This window comes from Streptomyces sp. NPDC033216 (assembly GCF_055577115.1).
The window spans coordinates 45,016-65,072 of the sequence record NZ_JBVIQK010000015.1 but is presented as its reverse complement, the minus strand read 5'-3'; the positions used below and the strand labels follow the sequence as shown (position 1 = coordinate 65,072).

The 20,057-nt window shown below is 68.9% G+C and carries 20 protein-coding genes and 2 pseudogenes; 11 read left to right on the top strand and 11 right to left on the bottom strand.

Annotation, left to right across the window (positions count from 1 at the left end; all coding sequences use genetic code 11):
* Positions 1-935: 935 nt before the first annotated feature.
* Positions 936-1,589: a dTDP-4-dehydrorhamnose 3,5-epimerase gene (rfbC, locus tag ACZ5Y0_RS25065; RefSeq protein WP_469131004.1), complete on the bottom strand. Its 654-nt coding sequence runs from the start codon at positions 1,587-1,589 to the stop codon at positions 936-938.
* 2 nt (positions 1,590-1,591) lie between these two features.
* Positions 1,592-2,464: a glucose-1-phosphate thymidylyltransferase RfbA gene (gene rfbA / locus ACZ5Y0_RS25060; RefSeq protein ID WP_469130917.1), complete on the bottom strand. Its 873-nt coding sequence runs from the start codon at positions 2,462-2,464 to the stop codon at positions 1,592-1,594.
* A 66-nt stretch (positions 2,465-2,530) separates the two neighbouring features.
* Between rfbA and rfbB the strand changes: the two genes are divergently transcribed.
* From rfbB to ACZ5Y0_RS25035, 5 genes are all read left to right on the top strand, one after another.
* Positions 2,531-3,505: a dTDP-glucose 4,6-dehydratase gene (rfbB, locus tag ACZ5Y0_RS25055; protein ID WP_469130916.1), complete on the top strand. Its 975-nt coding sequence runs from the start codon at positions 2,531-2,533 to the stop codon at positions 3,503-3,505.
* Positions 3,502-4,368: a dTDP-4-dehydrorhamnose reductase gene (gene rfbD / locus ACZ5Y0_RS25050; protein ID WP_469130915.1), complete on the top strand. Its 867-nt coding sequence runs from the start codon at positions 3,502-3,504 to the stop codon at positions 4,366-4,368. The genes rfbB and rfbD overlap by 4 nt, the downstream gene beginning before the upstream one ends.
* 411 nt (positions 4,369-4,779) lie before the next feature.
* On the top strand, positions 4,780-5,784 hold the full coding sequence (locus tag ACZ5Y0_RS25045; RefSeq protein WP_469130914.1) for a TIGR03885 family FMN-dependent LLM class oxidoreductase: 1,005 nt from the start codon (positions 4,780-4,782) through the stop codon (positions 5,782-5,784).
* Entirely contained in the window at positions 5,775-7,475 is a 1,701-nt protein-coding gene (locus ACZ5Y0_RS25040; protein ID WP_469130913.1) for an alpha-amylase family protein, read from the top strand. Before ACZ5Y0_RS25045 ends, ACZ5Y0_RS25040 begins: the two co-directional genes overlap by 10 nt.
* Positions 7,476-7,540: 65 nt before the next feature.
* A complete protein-coding gene (locus ACZ5Y0_RS25035; protein ID WP_469130912.1) occupies positions 7,541-7,843 on the top strand; it encodes a transposase in 303 nt (100 codons plus the stop codon).
* 42 nt (positions 7,844-7,885) lie between these two features.
* Here the strand turns inward: ACZ5Y0_RS25035 and ACZ5Y0_RS25030 are convergent, their stop codons facing one another.
* Both ACZ5Y0_RS25030 and ACZ5Y0_RS25025 read right to left on the bottom strand, forming a co-directional pair.
* The gene (locus ACZ5Y0_RS25030) at positions 7,886-8,755 is read right to left on the bottom strand and encodes an alpha/beta fold hydrolase (protein WP_469131003.1); all 870 of its coding nucleotides are present in this window, start codon (positions 8,753-8,755) and stop codon (positions 7,886-7,888) included.
* 119 nt (positions 8,756-8,874) lie between these two features.
* A complete protein-coding gene (locus ACZ5Y0_RS25025) occupies positions 8,875-9,381 on the bottom strand; it encodes a MarR family winged helix-turn-helix transcriptional regulator (RefSeq protein WP_469130911.1) in 507 nt (168 codons plus the stop codon).
* A 157-nt stretch (positions 9,382-9,538) separates the two neighbouring features.
* Between ACZ5Y0_RS25025 and ACZ5Y0_RS25020 the strand changes: the two genes are divergently transcribed.
* Entirely contained in the window at positions 9,539-10,060 is a 522-nt protein-coding gene (locus tag ACZ5Y0_RS25020; RefSeq protein ID WP_469130910.1) for a cupin domain-containing protein, read from the top strand.
* Between the two features lie 23 nt (positions 10,061-10,083).
* The gene (locus tag ACZ5Y0_RS25015) at positions 10,084-10,458 is read left to right on the top strand and encodes a VOC family protein (protein WP_469131002.1); all 375 of its coding nucleotides are present in this window, start codon (positions 10,084-10,086) and stop codon (positions 10,456-10,458) included.
* A 275-nt stretch (positions 10,459-10,733) separates the two neighbouring features.
* Here ACZ5Y0_RS25015 and ACZ5Y0_RS25010 read toward each other — a convergent pair.
* Together ACZ5Y0_RS25010 and ACZ5Y0_RS25005 are read right to left on the bottom strand one after the other, a co-directional pair.
* A pseudogene (locus tag ACZ5Y0_RS25010) lies at positions 10,734-11,262 on the bottom strand (DUF6234 family protein).
* A 235-nt stretch (positions 11,263-11,497) separates the two neighbouring features.
* Positions 11,498-11,914 carry an ester cyclase gene (locus ACZ5Y0_RS25005; RefSeq protein ID WP_469130909.1) on the bottom strand — a complete coding sequence of 139 codons (417 nt, stop codon included), beginning with the start codon at positions 11,912-11,914 and terminating at the stop codon, positions 11,498-11,500.
* Positions 11,915-12,089: 175 nt separating this feature from the next.
* On the opposite strand from ACZ5Y0_RS25005, the pseudogene ACZ5Y0_RS25000 reads away from it, so the two are divergent.
* Both ACZ5Y0_RS25000 and ACZ5Y0_RS24995 read left to right on the top strand, forming a co-directional pair.
* Positions 12,090-12,359 (top strand): annotated as a pseudogene (locus ACZ5Y0_RS25000) (transposase); the annotation flags it as partial.
* Positions 12,360-12,669: 310 nt separating this feature from the next.
* Positions 12,670-13,038, top strand: a complete 369-nt coding sequence (locus tag ACZ5Y0_RS24995) for a VOC family protein (protein ID WP_469130908.1) — start codon at positions 12,670-12,672, stop codon at positions 13,036-13,038.
* Positions 13,039-13,579: 541 nt separating this feature from the next.
* Here ACZ5Y0_RS24995 and ACZ5Y0_RS24990 read toward each other — a convergent pair.
* The 4 genes from ACZ5Y0_RS24990 to ACZ5Y0_RS24975 all read right to left on the bottom strand — a co-directional run bounded on the left by ACZ5Y0_RS24990 (position 13,580) and on the right by ACZ5Y0_RS24975 (position 17,404).
* A complete protein-coding gene (locus ACZ5Y0_RS24990) occupies positions 13,580-14,950 on the bottom strand; it encodes a serine hydrolase domain-containing protein (RefSeq protein ID WP_469130907.1) in 1,371 nt (456 codons plus the stop codon).
* Between the two features lie 173 nt (positions 14,951-15,123).
* Positions 15,124-16,074, bottom strand: coding sequence for a hypothetical protein (locus tag ACZ5Y0_RS24985; protein ID WP_469130906.1), 951 nt, complete (start codon positions 16,072-16,074; stop codon positions 15,124-15,126).
* Positions 16,075-16,172: 98 nt separating this feature from the next.
* The gene (locus ACZ5Y0_RS24980; RefSeq protein ID WP_469130905.1) at positions 16,173-16,583 is read right to left on the bottom strand and encodes a hypothetical protein; all 411 of its coding nucleotides are present in this window, start codon (positions 16,581-16,583) and stop codon (positions 16,173-16,175) included.
* Entirely contained in the window at positions 16,538-17,404 is an 867-nt protein-coding gene (locus ACZ5Y0_RS24975; RefSeq protein WP_469130904.1) for an SDR family NAD(P)-dependent oxidoreductase, read from the bottom strand. The genes ACZ5Y0_RS24980 and ACZ5Y0_RS24975 overlap by 46 nt, the downstream gene beginning before the upstream one ends.
* A 55-nt stretch (positions 17,405-17,459) precedes the next feature.
* Here ACZ5Y0_RS24975 and ACZ5Y0_RS24970 point away from each other — a divergent pair, with 55 nt between their 5' ends.
* Positions 17,460-17,924: a MarR family winged helix-turn-helix transcriptional regulator gene (locus ACZ5Y0_RS24970; protein WP_469130903.1), complete on the top strand. Its 465-nt coding sequence runs from the start codon at positions 17,460-17,462 to the stop codon at positions 17,922-17,924.
* Positions 17,925-18,295: 371 nt separating this feature from the next.
* Here the strand turns inward: ACZ5Y0_RS24970 and ACZ5Y0_RS24965 are convergent, their stop codons facing one another.
* Positions 18,296-19,006, bottom strand: a complete 711-nt coding sequence (locus ACZ5Y0_RS24965) for an HAD family hydrolase (protein ID WP_469130902.1) — start codon at positions 19,004-19,006, stop codon at positions 18,296-18,298.
* 395 nt (positions 19,007-19,401) lie between these two features.
* Here ACZ5Y0_RS24965 and ACZ5Y0_RS24960 point away from each other — a divergent pair, with 395 nt between their 5' ends.
* The gene (locus tag ACZ5Y0_RS24960; RefSeq protein ID WP_469130901.1) at positions 19,402-20,013 is read left to right on the top strand and encodes a ScbR family autoregulator-binding transcription factor; all 612 of its coding nucleotides are present in this window, start codon (positions 19,402-19,404) and stop codon (positions 20,011-20,013) included.
* Positions 20,014-20,057 lie beyond the last annotated feature (44 nt).

Below are 20,057 nucleotides of genomic sequence, written 5' to 3'. Positions count from 1 at the left end.
CCGGCGCCTCCCTGGCTTCCCTGTGGGCCGGCGCCACCCTGGTTGCCTTGCGCTCCGAGGCCGCCCTGACTGCCCTGGGATCCGGTAGCGCCCTGGTTGCCCTGAGAACCCTGGGGGCCCGCCCCGCCCTGGCTGCCCTGAGAACCCTGACTGCCCTGGACCCCCTGACTGCCTTGGGAGCCCTGGGACCCGGTGCCCTGGGCTCCTTGCGTGCCTTGAAACCCTTGGCTGCCCTGGAATCCTTGCGTGCCCTGGGAGCCCTGAGTGCCTTGGGAACCCTGGGACCCGGTGCCCTGGGCTCCTTGCGTGCCTTGAAACCCTTGGCTGCCCTGGAATCCTTGCGTGCCCTGGGAGCCCTGAGTGCCTTGAAACCCTTGGGTGCCTTGGAAGCCTTGCGTTCCTTGAAATCCCTGAGTGCCTTGAAACCCTTGGCTGCCCTGGGTGCCTTGGAAGCCCTGAGCGCCCTGGGGGCCCTGGGGGCCCGGTGGGCGGGGGTGCTGACCAGGCTTGCCATGGTGCCCGGCCGGTTCGTCACCGTCGTCCTTGGCCGTCCCCGGTGGGTGAGGCTCGAAAGCGGCACTCACAGCACCGTTCGGGCCTGGCACGCCGATGGAGTAACCGACGGACATACCTGTCGCGCCGGCTGGAGCGGTCGTCGACGAACCGAGATTGACAAGCAATCCAAAAGTCCCCGCCGCCGACAGGGTAGTGACAACCCGGACCCACGATCTGCGAAGAGGCTGATGCTTCATGACGGAACCTTCCTGCAGCGCCGAAAACTCATACGCAGAAGTGGGTGACGGGTGCACGGGAATGTCATACCAGTACCTCGGACGGCATGAATGAGCGCCAAGATTCGCGCAGTCGTACCGGCATAAGTGTGCAGGGCTCCGATTGCACGCCGACGGTTGGCAGCTGATGTTGCTGCATTCCACTCAATTGGCGTAAGGGCTTGCATCCGGGCTGCTCGGCCTTCGCTGTTGGGGCCTGTCCGGGGCTGAACGACAGGAAGAGACGCGGTACGCCAGACATGCGTCGTACGACGGCAGCATTTCCTTCGCCACCACCTCGGCCCACGCCGGTGCCGCCGCGTCCCTGGCGGAGAGCAGCGGTGCGTCGGCCGGCCACTCGATGCCCAGGTCCGGATCGAGCGGATGGACCGCGTGCTCGCCGGTCGGCCGGTACGTCGTCGAGCACAGATACGTCAGGGTCGCGTCGTCGGTGAGCGCGCAGAAGCCGTGTCCCAGCCCTTCCGGGAGATAGACCGCCCGGCGCTCCATGTCGTCCAGACGGAGGCCCTCCCAACGGCCGAAGGTGGGCGAGCCGACCCTCAGGTCGACCATCACGTCCCACACCGCACCGCGCACGCACGTGACGTATTTGGCCTGCCCGGGCGGCACGTCGGCGAAATGGATGCCGCGCACCACACCTTTGGCGGACACCGAGAGATTGGCCTGGGCAAGTGGAAACCGACTGCCCACCGCCTCCGCCAACCGGTCGAAGCGGTACCACTCGGTGAACAGCCCGCGCTGGTCGCCGTGCACCTGCGGGACGATCTCGAACGCGCCGGGGATCGTCAGCTCGCGAATTTTCACCGCTCGCCCTCCTCGAGCAGCCCGAGAAGGTACTGGCCGTACCCGCTGTGAAGCAGCGGCTCTGCCAGCAGGCGCAGTTGGGAGTCGCCGACGAGTCCGGACCGCCAGACCGTCTCTTCGACGCAGCCGACCTTGAGGCCTTGCCGCTCCTCGATCACCCGGACGAACTCCGAGGCCTGGACCATCGAGGCGAAGGTCCCGGTGTCCAGCCAGGCCGTGCCCCGGTCGAGGGGGGTGACGTAGAGCTCACCGGTGTCCAGATAGGCCCGGTTGACATCCGTGATCTCCAACTCCCCACGGGCGCTGGGGCGAAGGTTCTGGGCGATCTCCACCGCCCGGTTGTCGTAGAAGTACAGTCCGGGCACCGCGTACCTGGATCTGGGACGGGCCGGCTTCTCCTCGATGCTCAGCACCTGTCCCAGCTCGTCGAACTCCACCACCCCGTACGCCGACGGGTCGGCGACGGGGTAGGCGAACACCCTGCCGCCCTTCATGTCCAGGTGCTGGGCGAGCCTGGTGCCGAGCCCGCTGCCGTGGAAGATGTTGTCGCCCAGAATCAGGGCAACAGCCTCGTCCCCGATGAAATCCGCACCGAGCACCAGGGCCTGCGCGATGCCCTCCGGGCGTGCCTGCACCGCGTATTCAAGACGGAGGCCCCATTGGCTGCCGTCACCGAGCAGGCGGTGGAACTGGGGTTGGTCGTCCGGCGTGGTGACGATGAGGATTTCACTGATGCCGGCCATGACCAAGGTAGAAATAGGATAGTAGATCATCGGTTTGTCGAAGACCGGCAGCAGTTGCTTGGATACCGATCGAGTAAGCGGCCACAATCGGGAACCAGTGCCACCGGCCAACAGAATGCCTCGCATGGCGACAGCGTATGACTTCGATGGCCGATTCGGTCACATATCGAGTGGCGCTAGAATCCGCAGACTATGCGCATCCTGGTTACCGGCGGCGCCGGATTTATCGGTTCAGAGTTCGTTCGCTCCGTGCTGAGTGCGGACTCCGAGAGCAGAATTACCGTCCTGGACAACTTCACCTATTCGGGCGTCGTGGAAAACCTCGCGCCGGTGGCTCGTCATCCCGGCTACGCCTGCGTGCGCGGTGACATCTGCCACGTGGAGACGGTGGATGCCGTGATGCCGGGCCACGACGCGGTGGTCCACTTCGCCGCCGAGTCCCACGTCGACCGCTCGATCGACGGCGCGGCACCGTTCGTAAGGACCAATGTGATGGGCACCCAGGTCCTGCTGGACGCCGCCCGCAGGCACGGTGTCGGCCGGTTCGTGCACGTCTCCACGGACGAGGTGTACGGCTCGATCGACAAGGGCTCATGGACGGAGGAGTCGCCGCTCGCCCCCAACTCGCCGTACGCCGCGTCAAAGGCCGGCTCCGACCTGCTGGCGCTCGCCTGCCATCGCACGCACGGCCTGGATGTCGTGGTGACCCGCTGCTCCAACAACTACGGCTCCCACCAGTTCCCCGAGAAGTTCATCCCCCTCTTCACCACGCACCTGCTCGAGGGGAAGAAGGTGCCGCTGTACGGGGACGGCGGCAACGTCCGCGACTGGCTGCACGTCTCCGACCACTGCCACGCCATCGAACTCGTGCTCCGCGGCGGCCGGGCCGGCGAGGTGTACCACATCGGCGGCGGAACCGAGATCACGAACAAGGAGCTCACCGGCATGCTGCTCGAGGCGACCGGACACGGTTGGGACATGGTCCGGCAGGTGCCCGACCGCAAGGGACACGACCGGCGCTACTCACTCGACATCACCAAGATCCAACGAGAACTGGGCTACCGGCCGCAGACCTCCTTCGCGGACGGCCTGACCGCGACCGTCGATTGGTATCGCGACAACCGTGCCTGGTGGGGGCCGCTGAAGAGCCGGGCGGCGCTGTCGTGACCCGCTGGCTGGTCACCGGCTCCGGTGGAATGCTCGGTCGCGACGTGCGGACCCTGCTGACAGACGACCAGGTCACCGCGCTCGATCGCACCGCCCTCGACATCACCGACCCGGAGGCCGTCCGTACCGCGGTCCCCGGCCACGACGTGGTGATCAACTGCGCCGCCTGGACGGACGTCGACGGCGCCGAAGCCGCCGAGGCCACCGCCACCGCCGTCAACGGAACGGGCGTCCGCCACCTGGCTCACGCCTGCCGGGACAGCGGCGCTCGACTACTGCATGTCTCCACCGACTACGTCCTGCCGGGAGATGGCACCGAGCCGTACTCCGAGTCGGCCCCGACCGGTCCGGTCAACGCGTACGGCCGCAGCAAGCTGGCCGGCGAACGGGCGGTTGCCGACATCGTGCCCGATACCGGCTACATCGTGCGCACCGCCTGGCTCTACGGCGAGCACGGCCGAAACTTCGTGGCCACCATGCTCGGCCTGGCCGCCCGCAGGAACACCGTCGATGTGGTGAACGACCAGTACGGGCAGCCAACTTGGACGTACGATCTGGCTGGTCTCCTGGTGATACTCGGCCGCGCGGACAAGGCCCCGCCCGGTGTCTACCACGCCACCGCGACCGGCCACACCACCTGGTACGGCCTGGCCCGCGCGGCATACGAACTCAGCGGACTCGATCCGGACCGTGTCCGCCCGATCGCATCGGCCGCGTTCCCACGCCCCGCCTGCCGGCCCGCCTTCAGCGTCCTCGGTCACGCCCGCTGGGCCGCGGCGGGCCTGCCCGAACTACCGGACTGGCGCACATCACTCGCCGAGGCCCTGCGACGACCCTCGTTCACCGCCCTCGTGCACCAGTAGGCGCTGGGAAGGCTGGGCTCTAACGCACCGGGCGCCCGGTCGACGCCGCTCAAGACATGGACGTCGTTCCTGTGGCGTTGCAGCGGTGAGGGATTGCGATCGATTCGTCGGCCGCGGCTGCTTCGGTCGGCGGGGCATGCGCCGTCCCAGCACCCGTGCCTTCTCGCGGAGGCCGCAGCCCAGGCTGCGTCTTCCGCAGGGGCAGACATCCCGTCACGGTGGAGACCTGCACGTCTTCGAGCGGAGCTGCCGGGGCGGCGCCGTGCCGCGCCAGCCGCGTACCACCGGATGCCGGTACGGACATGGTCGTTCGACTGTGCGCGGGAGGGAAGGCCTTGCCGGGCAACGGCCTTGCCCCGCGCCGGTGCCCCAGTTCCCGCTGAGGGGCGCTCCCGGGGGTATCCGCTGGGCATGACTGTCTACGGATTGCACGCCTCGCACGAACAGATCCCGCCGGCGGATCTGCTCGACGCCGTGGTGCACGCGGAACGTGCGGGATTCACCGCCGCCATGTGCTCGGACCACTTCTCGCCGTGGAGCGTCCGGCAAGGGGAGTCCGGATTCGCCTGGTCGTGGCTCGGTGCCGCCCTCCAGGCCACCGATCAACTCCCTTTCGGCGTGGTGAACGCCCCCGGCCAGCGCTACCACCCGGCGATCATCGCCCAGGCCGTCGCCAGCCTGGCGTCGATGTACCCGGGCAGGTTCTGGGTGGCGCTCGGCAGCGGTGAGGCCTCCAACGAGCACATCACGGGCACCGGATGGCCCCGCAAGGACATTCGCAACGCACGACTGCGGGAGTCCGTCGACGTCATCCGCGCCCTGCTCCACGGGGAGGAGGTCAGCCACGACGGACTGGTCACCGTCGACAGGGCCCGGCTGTGGACGCTGCCGCCCGCCGTGCCGCCGCTGATCGGCGCCGCGTGCAGCACCGCCACCGCGGCCTGGTGCGCCGAGTGGGCGGACGGCCTGATCACCGTCAACGCGCCGGCGGACAAGCTGCGGGAGATCACCGGTGCGTACCGCGACGCGGGCGGCCGCGGCCCCCTGCACCTCCAGGTCCACCTGAGCTGGGCGCCCGACGAGGACGAGGCCCTCGCCCTGGCGCACGACCAGTGGCGCAGCAACGTACACGCACCTCCGGTGAGTTGGGACCTGGACTCCCCGGAACTCTTCGACATCGTCAGTGAGCACGTCACGCCCGAACAGGTGGCGCGCACGGTCAACGTCTCGTCCGACCTGGGCCGACACACCGCCTGGCTACAGGAGTACGCCGAACTCGGCTTCGACACGGTGATGCTGCACCACGTGGGCCGCGAACAGGGCGCGTTCATCGACGCCTTCGCGGCCGAGGTTTTGCCGCGACTCGACGTCACCCGCCCCCTCCCCGCCACGGCGAAGGAGTACCGATGCGTCTGACCAGCACGTCCGACCTGTGGTGGAAGAACGCCGTGGTCTACTGCCTGGACGTCGAGACGTACCAGGACGGCAACGGGGACGGGATCGGCGACTTCGCGGGCCTGACGCAGCGCATCGACCATCTGGTGCGCCTCGGCGTCACCTGCGTCTGGCTGATGCCCTTCTACCCGACGCAGGAGCGCGACGACGGCTACGACATCACGGACTTCTACGGCGTCGACCCTCGCCTCGGCACCCTCGGTGACTTCACGGAATTCGTCCGCACCGCCCGTGACCGCGGCATTCGGGTGATCGCCGACCTCGTCGTCAACCACACCTCCGAGGAACACCCCTGGTTCAAGGACGCCCGTTCCAGCCGGGACTCCGCCCACCGCGACTGGTACGTGTGGCAGGACGAGCCCCCGGAGGACGGCCCCGAGGGCGTGGTCTTCCCGGACGCCGAGGACAGCCTGTGGGAGTACGACGAGGGCAGCGGCCAGTACTACCTGCACCGCTTCTACAAGCAGCAGCCCGACCTGAACGTCGCCAACCGCGCGGTGCGCGACGAAATAGCCCGCGTCATGGGCTTCTGGACGCAGCTCGGCCTGTCCGGCTTCCGCGTCGACGCCGTGCCCTTCCTGCTGGAGACGGACGGGCAGGACGACGCCGGCGCACTGCCGGACCCGCACGAATACCTCGCCGACCTGCGCGCCTTCCTCGGCCGCCGCAACGGTGAGTCGGTCCTCCTCGGCGAGGTCAATCTGCCCTACGACGGCCTCGCCCGTTTCTTCGGCGACCCCGCCTCCGACCGCGGCGACGAACTCACCATGTGCTTCGACTTCGTCGGGATGCAGCAGATGTACCTGTCAATGGCACGCGAGGACGCCGGCCCCCTGGCCGCCGCGCTGCGGGACCGCCCCGCCGCCCCTCGGGACGCCCAGTGGGCCACGTTCGTGCGCAACCACGACGAACTCACCCTCGACAAGCTGAGCGACGACGAACGCGCCGAGGTCTTCGCGGCCTTCGGCCCCGACAAGGACATGCAGCTCTACGACCGCGGACTGCGCCGCAGGCTGCCGCCCATGGTCGACGGCGACCGCCGCCGGATCGAACTGGCCTACAGCCTGCTGTTCACCCTGCCCGGCACCCCCGTCCTGTTCTACGGCGAGGAGATCGGCATGGGGGAGAACCTGGCCGTCGAAGGACGCCAGGCCGTCCGGACGCCCATGCAGTGGACACCGGAAGGCGGCGCCGGGTTCTCCACGGCCGAGCCGGACGCCTTCCCCGGTCTGCTGCCGGACGGCGCGTTCGGACCGCAGAAGGTGAACGTGTACGAGCAGAGCCGCGACCCCGGCTCGCTGCTGAGCCGCATCCGGCTGTTCATCGAGCGCTACCGGGAGGCTCCCGAGCTGGCCTGGGGGGACTACCGCCTCGTCGAGACGGGGGAGCGCGCCGTCCTGGCACATGTCGGCTGCGCCACCGACGGCAGGGTCCTGGCGGTGCACAACTTCGCGGGCGAGCCCGTCACGGTACGGCTGGACCTGTCCGAGGCCGGCCCGGGGGAGCGGCTGACGGACCTCCTCGACGAGGGGCACACGGGTCTCACGGTGGCCGACGACGGGCTGCTCCCCGTCGACCTGCCCGCCTACGGGTACCGGTGGCTGCGCCTCGGTACGTCCGCGGACGACCCCGAAAGGGTCGCGTCCGACTGACACCGCCCCCGCCGGGAAGCTTCCCGGGATGATCGACGACTCCCGACGGCCGACCGTTCCCGGCCGTGAGTCCGACAGCACGGCACGACCAGGCCAACGCTCGGCTCGCCACAGGGAGACGTGGTGGACTCAGGCAGCAGGCGCACCGGACCGATGTCGAGGGCACCATCTCCCAGGGCGTTCGAGCCTTCGGTCTGCGGCAATGCCGGTATGGCGGCCTGGCCAAGGCCCGGCCACGGCATCAGCTCACCGCCACCGCTACGAACTACCACCGCCTCAACGCTTGGTGGGACCGGCCCCCCAAGGGGCTGCACCCGCACTTCCCATCTGGCAGCCCTGCGGCCGGCTGGGTAGAGCTCGTGCGCTGAGCACGTCCCCACGTGCTGCGCGGGAGGCGGCCCAGAGGTTTCTCACTCAGGTCGTCCGGCGAAGAAGTCCGCAAGGGAAGATGTGAGCGCTTCTGGAGCCTCTTCGGCCACGTGATGCCCGGAGTCGATGCCGTGGCCGCGTACGTTCGGTGCCCACTGCCGCCAGATCTTCACCGGGTCTCCGTACAGGTCCTCGAGGTCGTCCCGGAGCGACCAGAGGATCAGCGCCGGGCACTGGATTTGTTTCCCGGCCGCGCGGTCGTCCTCCTCGTGCCGCCGGTCGATGGTGAGACCGGCCCGGTAGTCCTCCAGCATCGCCCGCACCACGTCGGGGCTTCTCGTGGCCGCGCGCCACTCGTCATAGTTCTCCTGCCCCATGCTCTGGGGCTCACCGCGGTACCAGCTGTCCGGATCGGCGTTGATGACCCGCTCGGGAATATCCGGCTGGGCGAAGAAGAACCAGTGCCACCACTGCGTGGCGAACTCGGTCGTGATGCGGGACAGGTGCTCGCTGAGGGGCAGACAGTCGATCAGCGCCACTCGCGAGACCACGTCGGGGTGATCGAGTGCGAGACGCAGCGCGACACTGCCTCCGCGGTCATGCCCGGCGAGCGCGAACCGGGCATGGCCGAGGGAGCGCATCACCTCGACCACGTCACCAGCGACGGCCCGCTTGGAGTATCCCGCGTGGTCGGCGGTAGGCGCCGGACCGGTGGACCGGCCGTATCCCCGGAGATCGGGACAGACCACGGTGAAACCGCGTCGGACGAGGAGCGGGGCGACGCGATGCCAGGTCGCAGATGTCCGGGGGTGGCCGTGCAGCAGCACCACCGGCGGCCCTTCCCCGCCGTAGCGAAGGAGAATCGATGCTTCATCGACCTGAACCCGCGTGGTCTCAAAGCCCTCGAACAAGGCTCGAACCTCCCGTCCTCGTTGACACATCGCCACGGCATCCATCGGCCCAGTACCCGCGGACCACCGGGCCAACAGGCTGCGATCGGCGCGCTACCCATGACCGCGTCGGCGGGCCATCACGGGACGGCGGTGTCACCGACGGATTCCAGCACCTGCCGAAGGCCCTCGGCGGTCTTCTTTACCACGTCACGATCCACGTCGGCGAGCAGTTGCGCATAGTTCGCCAGATGGTCGGCGAAGGCGGCCCGGGTGACCTCGTGCCCGTACTCGGTGAGGCGGATCTTGACGGTACGTCGGTCGCTGTCTTCGCGCACCCGCTCGACCAGACCCTTGGCCTCCATCCTGTCGATGCGGTTGGTGATGGCGCCGGAGGTCACCATGGACGCCTTGAGGAAGGCCCCGGCGGTCAGGGCGTAGGGAGGCCCGGAGCGCTGGAGTGTGGTGAGCACATCGAACTCGCCGTGCTCCACTCCGTGCGCCGCGGCCGCGGCCTTGGCGGACTTGTCGATCAGGCGGCCAAGCCGCTGGATCCGCGCGAAGAGTTCTACCGGCCAGAGGTCCTCCACTACAGCTGGGCGCTCCTTGGCCCACTGGCCGATGATCGCGTCCACGACATCGCTCATCTGCTCTACCTCTCGACATATCTCTGCTGCCGGCTGGGCGGTGCCTTCGGCCCGGCGGTCGCGGCCCTGATCACGCTGGGTGGCTGAAACACGCGGCCGATCTGGTCCCACCCCGCACGCGTGTACGAAAACTGCTCAAGATCCTAGAATCATGATCATGAACGAGGAGACACCCATCATGTCCACGACCAACACTCCGCCTGCGGCGGTGCTGACCCGCCAGGCAGATGCCGAGACCTGTTCCGACGCGAGCAGTGTGATGACCCTTCTGGCCGATTCGGACGGCACCCCAGGCGGCTTCACGAGCTACCGGTCCACTTTCACCAAGGGTGGGGCAGGGGCACCGGCCCACTTCCACACCCGCGCAACGGAACTGTTCTTCGTGATCAACGGGGCTCTACAGGTGCTGGTGGGCGAGGAAGTCACCGTCCTGAAGGAAGGCGACTTCCTCGCGGTGCCGCCCCACACCCCGCACGCCTTCGCGGCTGCCCCGGGCTGTGAAGCGGATGTCCTGTTCGTCTTCACCCCCGGGATGGGCAGGTTCGACTACCTGCGCCTGCTCGGCCGGGTGATGCGTGGCGAGGCCGACCCGAAGGAGATCGCCGAGTCATCGGAGCGCTTCGACAACCACTACGTCGACAGCCCTGCCTGGCGTGCCGCCCTGGAGGCTTCCGCGTGATCGACTCCACGACCCGCATCCGAATGGCCCGGCCATCGAGGGACCTCGCCGCCGCAGAACGCTTCTACACAGCGGGTCTCGGACTCGAGGTGATATGGCGGACCACTGAACGGGTCCCAGGCGAACACGACTTGCTCATGGTCGGGCCGCCGGGCGCCGCCTGGCACCTGGAACTCACCCATGACCCCGAACGCCCGATCGAGCCCACCCCGACACGGGACGACCTGTTCGTCGTCTACCTCGGCACTCCGGTCGACCCGTCGCTGGTCGACCGCCTGGAGGCCCATGGGGGCACCAAGGTACCCGCGCACAACCCCTACTGGGACAAGCACGGCGTGACCGTCGCCGACCCCGACGGATACTTCCTCGTCCTGTGCTCACGCGACTGGACCGGCTGAACCCACGGGGTAGGACCACATTCGGAATATCCTGTTCCGTTGTGGCGACGTGCAGGCTCTCAGAGTTCCCATTCGTGGGCCACGGCATTCTGCCTCACGATCTTGGCCCTGCACAGTCGAGGGGAGAGCGAGTACGTGAAGCTGCTCCCAAGGTCACGTAGATAGAGCCTGCACGGAGTGATCCGCAGCACGCGACGGGGAACCGCGCGTCAGGCCAGGGAGACTCAACACGGAACCCACGGCCCCCGACGAACCGCCGTCTGCGTTCCGCCTTCTCACTCCGGACAGAACAGGTGCAGGAGGGGGTCGTGGGCCGTGGCACTTTCCACGGGCGCCCCTGGCGGTCGTGGTGTCGACTCAGCCGCCGGTGTCCGCGCGTTCGTTGTTGTCGCCGCCGCTGCGGCACCCCGTTCCGCCGGTGAAAGCGGGGGCCGGAGCGGGGGTACGGTGCGGTCCTCGTGCCGCTGGACCGCCACTCCGCCGGTCACCCCCGCCACCACCACGACGGCCATGAAGCACTGGGTCCACGCCGTCACCACAGCACGGGACCTGGCCGCGATCACGGCCGCCATGACGGCCAGGGCCCACCACGCCGGCGGCGACGAGATGGCCCCCCAGCGGGTCGGGGCTCACCGTCCTGCTCGGATCCAGGCTCACGCCGGACATCAACCAGGCGCCGAAGATCACCAGTAGAGCGAGCACTTCGGGGAGCGACAGTCCCACGGCAGTCCCCACGTCCGCGCCCTGACCGGCGCGGGGCCGTACGGAAGCATCGAACGCCGCAGGCGCCGTGGGAAGTTCCATGCCCGCCGTCCTGGCCGAGCAGCGGGGCCGGCACATGAGTACGCGTACCCAGAGTCGGCCCGGATCGCCGCCGACACCTTTCGCAGGTCCACGGGCCCGGCCACACCCGTGCGACCGGCGACGGGAAGCACGCCTACGGCACTCACTCGTCAGGGCGGTCGTGCGGCCCTCGGCGACCTGCACGCCCGCGGCATCGTCGCGGCTCAAGGCCGACCAGGTGCGGGCTTACTCAGGCTCAGGATGACGGGAGCAACTCCAGTTGCTGAAGCATGGAGAGCTGATCGACGACGTGCCAGTGCTCGACGAGCCGGCCGCCGTCGAGCCGGAAGATGTCGACTCCGGCGAAGCGGCATGATCGCCCCGTCGGAGGAATGCCCAGGAACGTTCCGGAGTGGGTGGCGCTGTTGGTCCAGCGGACGACGACACGGTCACCCTCGGCAATGATGTCGTCGATGCTGAAGGTCGGTGCCAGTCCCGCCACGAGCATGGTCACTCGATCCTTCAGCCCCTCGCGTCCCTCACGCTGTCCAGGCAGCGGGTCGTGCTCCTGGTAGTCCGTCGCGGCCAGCTCGTCGATGATCTCCATCCGCCGACCGTTGAGCACTTCCTCGAACAACCGGCGTACCAGGGCCTTGTTGGTCTCGACAGACACGTTGCCATCTCCTGTCAGTCCTCTCGGATGCGTTTCTTTCCGTCGGCATCCACGATCCGGCGGACAGCGTCTCCGATCACATGTCAATGGGGCACTGTCGCCGCGCCGACGCGCCTCGGCTTCACCCCACCGGCACTGCGGACAAGAGATCGACTCAACTGGCTCGATCACTGGATTGACGGCCGTGATACCGCTGGTGGAGCGTCGGGTGCCGGACGGGTCGTGGAGGTCGTTCCAGCGGGTGATGCCCGCCGCTCCGGTTCGGCCGCAGGGCGGAGGCCGGCGCAGGTACGGGGGCCGGCGCAGGTACGGGGGCCGGCAGGTGCTGGCGGCCATCATCGTCGTGGCGACGACGGGCTGTACCTGGCGCCGGCTGCCGACGGGTTTCGGCCCGTCCGGACCGACTGCGCACCGACGGTTCACTGGTCCGTCCGCTTCGCGCATACCGCCGTCGGCCTCGCAGTCCGTCCTGCTGCCTGACACACGCCGCCGGACGCACTGCCCCGCGCCGCGCCCGGTACGGGGCAGCACTCGCCGGGGACGCCTTCTGGTCCGCGCAGCGTGTGGGAACTCGGTGAGGCTGCACCACCTTGAAGTGGCTGGCGAGCCAGGTGGTGTGACCTCGTTTCGGGGTGCTCGTGCTGGTGGTGGGCGGGAGTCTGGGGTGTGGATCGTCCGGCGGGGCGGTTGCGCCGATGAGTTCACCGTCCTCGAACGGTCTACCCGGCGACACGACCGTTCGCGACAGGAGTGCCATGTCCACCATCCAGCCAGTGATCATCACTGCCGACCAGGACGTCCTGCTCGGCTTCTATACGAAATTGTTCGGCGCCGAGGAGACCTTCCGGGTACCGGCGGAAGGCCCGGCCTTCTACCTCGGCTTGCGCATCGGTGACACCGACCTCGGGCTGGTGGCCAAGGAAAACCCGGGTACCGGGGCGGCGTCGCGGATCCTGCTCAGCATCGGTGTCGACGACGTCGACGAGACGCTCGGCCGGGTGGTGGCGCTGGGCGGCTCGGTACGTAGCGGTCCCAACGACATGCCGTGGGGACAGCGCGTCGCCCACATCCAGGACCCCGACGGCAACCCGCTGAACCTCACCCAGCCGATCCCGGCCCGGTGACGCTGCTCCGGGGGCATGTGCTGAGTGTGGGCCACCTGCGGCAGAACTCAATTCTCGGTAATGGCACCGATGTTCGTCAGGACGAGCAGCGCGCGGAGCACGATCTGTGCCCGCGCCCTGGCCCGGTGCTCGGCTGTGGTCCCCGAGCCGCCTCCTTCAACCGGTGCCGCTCGGCGGTGGTCAGGATTATCGGGCGGGCGGCGGCAACAGGCAGGGCAGGCGAACCGATCGGCAGAAGTGGATCACGACGGCAACAGCCTGCCGTATCCGCTTCCATCTGAACCCGCCCGCCCGTGCTGGGGCAGCCGGCCCAGGCGATCACGGGATTCCGGCGGGCGTCGATATCGAGCGGACGGTCAGGAAGGTCGTGCCGAGTGCTGTCGGCGACGGCGTGGAGCTTGTCGGGGTTGGCCACGTTGTGGATGGTCTTGAGATGCGGCCTTCCCGGTCGCAAGCGAGGGTCAGCGTCGCGACCACACGGTCCGGGCCACGGAAGACCCCGCCCGGGCCCCACCGGCCGTCATGACTCCGTGAGACCGGGTCACCGGTTCGGGGCCACCGGCCGGCTCCCGGTGGACAGGTCCACGCCCAGCAGGCCGTCGGGGAGGACGCGCCCGGCGTCCGCCGCCGCGATCCCGGGCTTCAGGGCCGCACCGGAGCCCGTACCCGGCTCCTCCACCGTGGCCGGCGTCGGGCAGAGTCCCTGGACGAGGTGGCCGTTGATCGCCTCGTCGATCGGGCTCGGCTCCAGGGCCGTGCCGTCCGCGTTGAGGCGCTGGTACTTCATCAGGTTCCAGCCCATGGAGAGCTGGCGTTCGCCGTCCGCGCTGGTGAGGCTGATGGTGCCGGCACCGAAGACCGCGCCGTCGTGGCCCCAGAAACGCCCGCAGCCGGGAAGGTCGAGGGCGTAGACGCCGAGGCCGTAGTCGATGGCGGCGCCCGGGGCGACCTTCACCGGGACCGTGCGCTGCATCTCGGCGAGGGACGCGCGGCCGACGAGGCCGCCGGTGAGCAGCTTGCGGTAGAAGCGGTTGAGGTCCTCGGTCGTGGAGACGATCGCGCCCGCGGTGTATCCCCAGGACATGTCGTAGACGCTGTAGTCGCGGGGCGGGTCGATGATGCCGTAGAAGGACTCGTACATCTTGGCGTGCGGGCCGTTGATGTACGGGGTGCGCGGGTACGAGGTGTCGCGCAGGCCGGCGCGGTCGATGACGTTGCGGGTGATGTACGTCGAAGCCTTCTGGCCGGTGACCTTCTCCAGGATCAGGCCGGCGATCACGTAGTTGGTGTTGGCGTACGAGCCCGGCTGCGCGCCGGGGCGGCCGGTGGCGTCGGCGGCGAGGCCCAGCCGTACCAGTTCCCCGGGGGCGATCGAGCGGAAGCGCCCCTCGTCGAGGCTTGCGGTGGACTGCTGGGCGAGGGAGGGGAAGGCGCCGAGGACGTAGTCGGCTATGTGGCTGGTGTGATTGAGGAGCATGCGTACGGTGATGGCCTCGCCGCGCTCCCGGTCGGCGCCGCTCCCCTCGAACAGTTCGGGGACGTAGTCCGTGACCGGGGCGTCGAGACCGATCCGGCCCCGCTCCACCTGCTGCATGATCGCCACCGAAGTGAACGTCTTGCTGATGCTGCCGACACGGTGCCGCATACGGGGGGTGACCTCGCGGCCCGTGTCCACGTCGGCCAGACCGGACGCGCCGGTCCAGCGTGCCCGACCGTCACGCACCGACGAGTAGGTGCCGTACATCCCGGCCGTGTGGATCGCGTCGAGCGTGGCGCGCAGCTCGGCCCGGTCCAGCCTGGTGGGCACCGGTGCCGTTCCCGCCGCTCCGGGGGCGGCCGACACAGTCGGCGCCGCCGTGACGAGCAGGAGTGTGGTGCCCAGCGCGGTCCCGACGAGACGTTTGATACGCACGACTGTTCCCTCGTTTCTGACGTTACCCATGGGCCTGGACGGTCAACTCCTCGGCTCTGTCAGGTGATTGTCGCGAGGTGCCGGTGCTCCTCACATCCGTCTCGGGGACGACCGTCTTCACAGCGGGGCCATGACATCTGTCATGGCCCCGCGAAGGTCGGTGGAGGGAGGTGTCAGAGACCGTACCGGGACTTCATGTGGCGCCAGAAGTCCCGGAACATCCACTTGTCGAACTCGGTGATCTGGGTGGCACTGCCGGCCTTCATCAGGAAGCAGCACTGGCCGGTCGGGGACCAGTCGTAGAAGTCGTCGAGGCCGAAGGTGTGGCCGACCTCGTGCAGGTAGATGTGGATGTTCTCCTGGTCGAGCGCGCCGGTGAAGTAGGAGCGGCCCATGCGCTGCCCCCAGTCGCCGCCGGCGCCACCGCCGAAGTCCTCGGTGAGCCAGAGGGACTGGTCGTAGTGGCGGGCGGCGCCGCCGGGACAACGGGAGTAGTTGCCGTCCTGGTGGAAGAAGCGGCCGCAGTCAGGGGCGCACTGCGGGGCTCCGCCGCCGTCCAGCATGTTGGTGTAGATGTCGACGGAGTTGTCGCTCCACTGGAGGGTGGAGCGGTTCTTCACCGCCCAGCCGACGATGTTGACGGGGACGTTGGTGTACGGCCATGCGTTGTGGCCGAAGCCGTTGTCGACCATCGCCGCCGTCCATTTGCCGAACTGCTTCTTCAGCGCGGCGTGGATCTGGTCGCGCAGGGCGGCGCTGACCGGCTGGTCCGACTCCCAGCGGACGCAGTAGTTGACGCTGCCGCGGTTGGCCATGATCTGGTCCCAGCCGTAATTGCGGAAGCCGTACAGGTTGCCGTAGGTGGACTCGACGTGGTTCCAGACCTCGTCGAGGGGCTGGACAAGGTTCGCGGGTGGGTTCCAGACGTCCGCCGAGGCGACCGCCGCCTCGGCTTGGCCCTGAGTCTTCGCCAGGGCCTGGGCCACAACCTGGTCCTGGGTGCGTTCCTTGGCCGATCGGTCGTTCGCCGCCTGTGCCACGGACGGGGTCGTCAGGCCGGGCGCGAGCAGCACGGCCAGGACGGTGGTGAACACGGTGAGCAGTCCTGCGAGGCGTTTGCGCATGGTGATCTCCCTTTTCGGGGACGGGATTTCACGAGCCTTCACTTCCCCCTCTGGTCGCCGCCGACCGCTCGGAGGTTGCCGCGCGCCTGGACGCCTCCCTACGCATGCCGGAGCGCCACGATCCGCATGCCGCCCGGCCCGGACCCTTCCCGCGTGGGACGCAGCCCGGCGACCCGGAGCTGTTCCGGGACCCACGCGTCGGAGAGCCGCAGTTTCCGGTAACTGCGGGCGTTCAAGGCCCAGTCGCCGCCGGCGAGGACGACCTCGTCGGCGCCGGCCGCCGCGGCGATGCTCCCGAGCTCCGCGATCCCGGCGAGCGCGTCCTGGCCGACCAGGACGAGGGCGGCGACCAGCAGGCCGATCAGCTCGGCGGCGTTGCTCTGCTCCTCCTCCGGTACCGATCCGCGCCCAGGGCGGTACCCCCGTACCGGGCGGTGTCCTCCTTGAGGCGGGCGTCCGGGGCTCAGCCGACCGGACGGGCGGCGAGAAGTGCCGTGGTCGCGTCCCACAGCTCCCGCTGTACGCGCGGGTTCCGGCCGGGCTCTGGGCACTGGAGCGGGCGGGCGCCGCGGGCGGAGAAGTAGCCGCCGGTGGTGCCCGCGAGCGCCGGGTCGGTGGCGAGCCGCACCATGATGCCGGCTCCCTTGCGCGGATCGCCGATCCTCAGGGTGTTCAGCACCCGCTGCAGGACGGCGGAGCCGGGCAGGTCCCGGCCCAGTCCGGTGGCATTGAAGCCGGGATCACAGCAGTTCACGGTGACCTTGTCCACGTCCAGGCGGCGGGCCAGCTCCTGCGTCCACATGATGTTCATCAGCTTCGTGCGCCCGTACAGGGGCATCGATTCCCGGCGGGTGTAGGGCTCGGTGCGCCGCAGGTCCTTGGCCGGGGCGATCGTTTTCGCCTGCTGGGCTGCTTCGGAGGCGACATTGACGATCCTGGCCGGCGCCGAGGCGCCGAGCTTCGCCGTCAGCGCCTCGGTCAGGACGAACGGGCCGAGGTAGTTCACGGCCGTCATCTCCGCGAGACCGTCGGCGGTGACGCGCTGCGCGAAGGCGTGGAGGCCGGCGTTGTTGACCAGGACGTCCAGGCGCGGGTAGTGCGCGGCGATCCGCTCTCCCGCGCGGCGGGCATCGGAGAGCAGGCCGAGGTCGGCGTGGAAGACGTCGACGGGTGCGTCGGTCACTGCCTTCAGGTCGGTGACGAGGGTCTGCGCTTTGCTGCGGGAGCGGGCCACCGTGCCGATGCGGTAGCCCTCGCGGGCCAGTTCAAAGGCGGCGATGCGGCCCAGTCCGGAGGTGGCTCCGGTGATCACGGCGACGGGACGATCCATCTCCACCCCTTTCATGAGGTACCTCACGATTCTGTTGTGCGAGGATACCCGAACCATGGAGCAGCACGAATCAGCAACGACGGGCAGGGCCCCGGAGCAGGTGGGACTGTCCTTCCTCACCCTCGCGCACAGCCTGCGCGAACAGGTCGACCAACACATGCTGGCAATCGCCGGCCTGTCCCTCTCGCGCGCCAAGGTCCTTCAAACCCTGGCCGGCCGCGGCGCGCTCCACCAGGCGGAGCTGGCCGCTTCCCTCAGCCAGGCGCCACGCTCGGTCACCCAGATCGTGGAGGGCCTTGAGCGCCTCGGCATGGTCGTCCGAACCGGCGACCCCGAGGACCGTCGCCGCAAAACCGTCTCCCTCACGGACGCAGGCCGTACGGCACTGGCCGCCGCGGAACAAGCGGGCACGAACGCGCTCAGACAGTGTTTCGGCGTGCTCGAACCGCACCAACTGGCCACGCTCGACGTCCTGCTCACGCATTTGGATACCGCCCTCACCGGCGACATGATCGGCTGACGCACTTCTGAGCCGCATCGCAACGGGTCACAGAATTGGGCGGTGTGGTGGTGCACCCCGCTTGTCGAGGCTGGGGCATCGCTCGGACGGGCGCCAGGCCGACGAGGTCACGCGCGAGCACAACCAGGGCTACGTCACCGGACAGATGGCATGTCACATTACAAGCCACTGGTCGACGATGGCTTTCGGGATCGGGACGGGCCTCTGCGATCCGAGGGGGACCGGCCGTGGGTTCCCGTCGGCCGAGTCTCTTCGGCGAGGCCGGGATCGGTGATGCCGGTGGCGTGGGGTGAGAGGCGAGACGGACAGGGCTCCGGTGCCGCTGAGAAAGGCGTTCAACGCCGCAACCCAGAAGCACAGGAGCGCTGCTGTCAGGGCACTTGCGGCCCCCGCGGGCTGCCGAGCGCGTGGGCCCAGGCCAGCAGTTCGGGAGCGTCCAGCGCCGGTATCCACCCGTCGGCCCGGTTGGCGCCGTCGCCCTGCGGACGGGGACCGACGCCCAGGACCCGCAGGCCGGCCCGGCGGGCCGCTTCCACACCGGTCAGGGAGTCCTCCACCGCCAACGCCCGCTGCGGGGGGACACCGCAGAGCCGGGCCGCCACGGCGTACACGTCGGGGTGCGGCTTGGGGCGCACGCGGTCCCCGGGGTCGGGGACGACGAGGTGCTGGAAGTGGGCGAGCAGGCCGGCCCGTTCCAGGCTGCCTTCCACCACGACCCTCGGGCAGTTGCTGGCCACCGCCAGCGGTATCCGGCCGGAGAGCAGTCGTACGAGCTGCACCGCACCTGGCATCGTCACCGGTTCGTCGGTGACGAGTGCCAGGAAGTGGTCGAGAAGCGCGGCTGTCAGGTCCTCGGTCAGTTCGGGTTTGTGCGCGGACTGCGCCATGAGCCGGCCGCAGTCCTCGTAGTGCAGGCCAAGGGCCTGCTCCGCGAACCCGGGCGGTGGCTGGAGTCCGTGCTCCCGGAAGGCCCGGCTGCGAGCCTCCTGCCAGTGGCGTTCACTGTCCATCAGGGTGCCGTCGCAGTCGAAGACGACGGCTTCGGGCGACCAGTCGAGCAGATCGTGGTCCGAGATGGTCACTGGGGGCCTCCCATGCCTTCGCATGTACGCATGCGGCACTTCCGTATCCGCAGGAAACGGAAAGATAGTGTCCGCTACGTTATTTCCGTCCAGGCAAATCGGGCAATAACCCTTTTCGGTGACTCGACGGGCGCCGGAAACAGGCGTATGGCCGTGCGGCGGTGACAGCCGTGACGCAGCCGCCGAGACCGTCAACACCACGTGCTCGCAGGTCAGTTGCCACTGTGCTTCGCCGTGCGGGGCCCGGAGCGCCTTGCGTCCGTTACCACTCGCACGCGTGCGCATTCGAAAGAACTGCGCAATTACCGCCCGAAAGTGCCTCTTTGGGCTCCGGGCGTACGCTGGCGCACTAAATTCGTGGCCGGCATGAGAACAGAGCGAGGGCGGACGGAACGTTGCAGGAACGGGCGAAGGCAACCCGCAGATCACTGCTGGAAGCGGCTGCCCAACTGTTCGCTGAACAGGGATACGCGGCCACCAGCGTCAACGACATAAGCGCAAGGTCGGGCCGGACCAGCGGCGCGGTCTACTTCCACTACACCGGCAAGGAGGGCATCGCCGTCGCCGTCGTCGAGGACCGGTTCGCCACGTGGTCCCAGCTCGCTGCACGCTACGGAGACGAGACGGTCCCCCCGCTCGAACGGCTCGTCGCCCTCAGCTACGACATCGCCCATGCCCTCACCCGGGATCCCGTGACGCGTGCCGGTGCCCGTCTGTGGGCCGAGCGCACCATCATCAAGGCTCCCGTTCCCGACCCCTTCGCGCGGTGGACCGCCGCCGCCACGCGACTGCTCGCGCAGGCCCGTTTGGCAGGGCATGTCCACGAGCTCGTCCGCCCCGCCCGCACGGCCCGGACCCTGGTGCGCGCGTTCTTCGGCCTGTGCACCCTCACCGAGGCACTCGAGGGTACGACCGTCCTCGACGACCGCCTGACCGACTGGTGGCACCTGACCTTGCCCTCCCTCCGGCCGCAACCGTCCCGCGGGAACCCTCCGGCGGGCCGGTGACGCACAGACTTCAGGGGGCTCCGCCGGCCCGGTGCGGTGGTCGT

Coding starts and splice junctions, on each gene's coding strand:
- rfbB (WP_469130916.1), top strand. CDS start 2,531: ATGCGCATCCTGGTTACCGGCGGCGCCGGATTTATCGGTTCAGAGTTC.
- ACZ5Y0_RS25020 (WP_469130910.1), top strand. CDS start 9,539: ATGAACGAGGAGACACCCATCATGTCCACGACCAACACTCCGCCTGCG.
- ACZ5Y0_RS25025 (WP_469130911.1), bottom strand. CDS start 9,381: ATGAGCGATGTCGTGGACGCGATCATCGGCCAGTGGGCCAAGGAGCGC.
- ACZ5Y0_RS25015 (WP_469131002.1), top strand. CDS start 10,084: ATGGCCCGGCCATCGAGGGACCTCGCCGCCGCAGAACGCTTCTACACA.
- ACZ5Y0_RS24975 (WP_469130904.1), bottom strand. CDS start 17,404: ATGGATCGTCCCGTCGCCGTGATCACCGGAGCCACCTCCGGACTGGGC.
- rfbA (WP_469130917.1), bottom strand. CDS start 2,464: ATGCGAGGCATTCTGTTGGCCGGTGGCACTGGTTCCCGATTGTGGCCG.
- ACZ5Y0_RS24985 (WP_469130906.1), bottom strand. CDS start 16,074: ATGCGCAAACGCCTCGCAGGACTGCTCACCGTGTTCACCACCGTCCTG.
- ACZ5Y0_RS24995 (WP_469130908.1), top strand. CDS start 12,670: ATGTCCACCATCCAGCCAGTGATCATCACTGCCGACCAGGACGTCCTG.
- ACZ5Y0_RS25040 (WP_469130913.1), top strand. CDS start 5,775: ATGCGTCTGACCAGCACGTCCGACCTGTGGTGGAAGAACGCCGTGGTC.
- ACZ5Y0_RS25045 (WP_469130914.1), top strand. CDS start 4,780: ATGACTGTCTACGGATTGCACGCCTCGCACGAACAGATCCCGCCGGCG.
- ACZ5Y0_RS24970 (WP_469130903.1), top strand. CDS start 17,460: ATGGAGCAGCACGAATCAGCAACGACGGGCAGGGCCCCGGAGCAGGTG.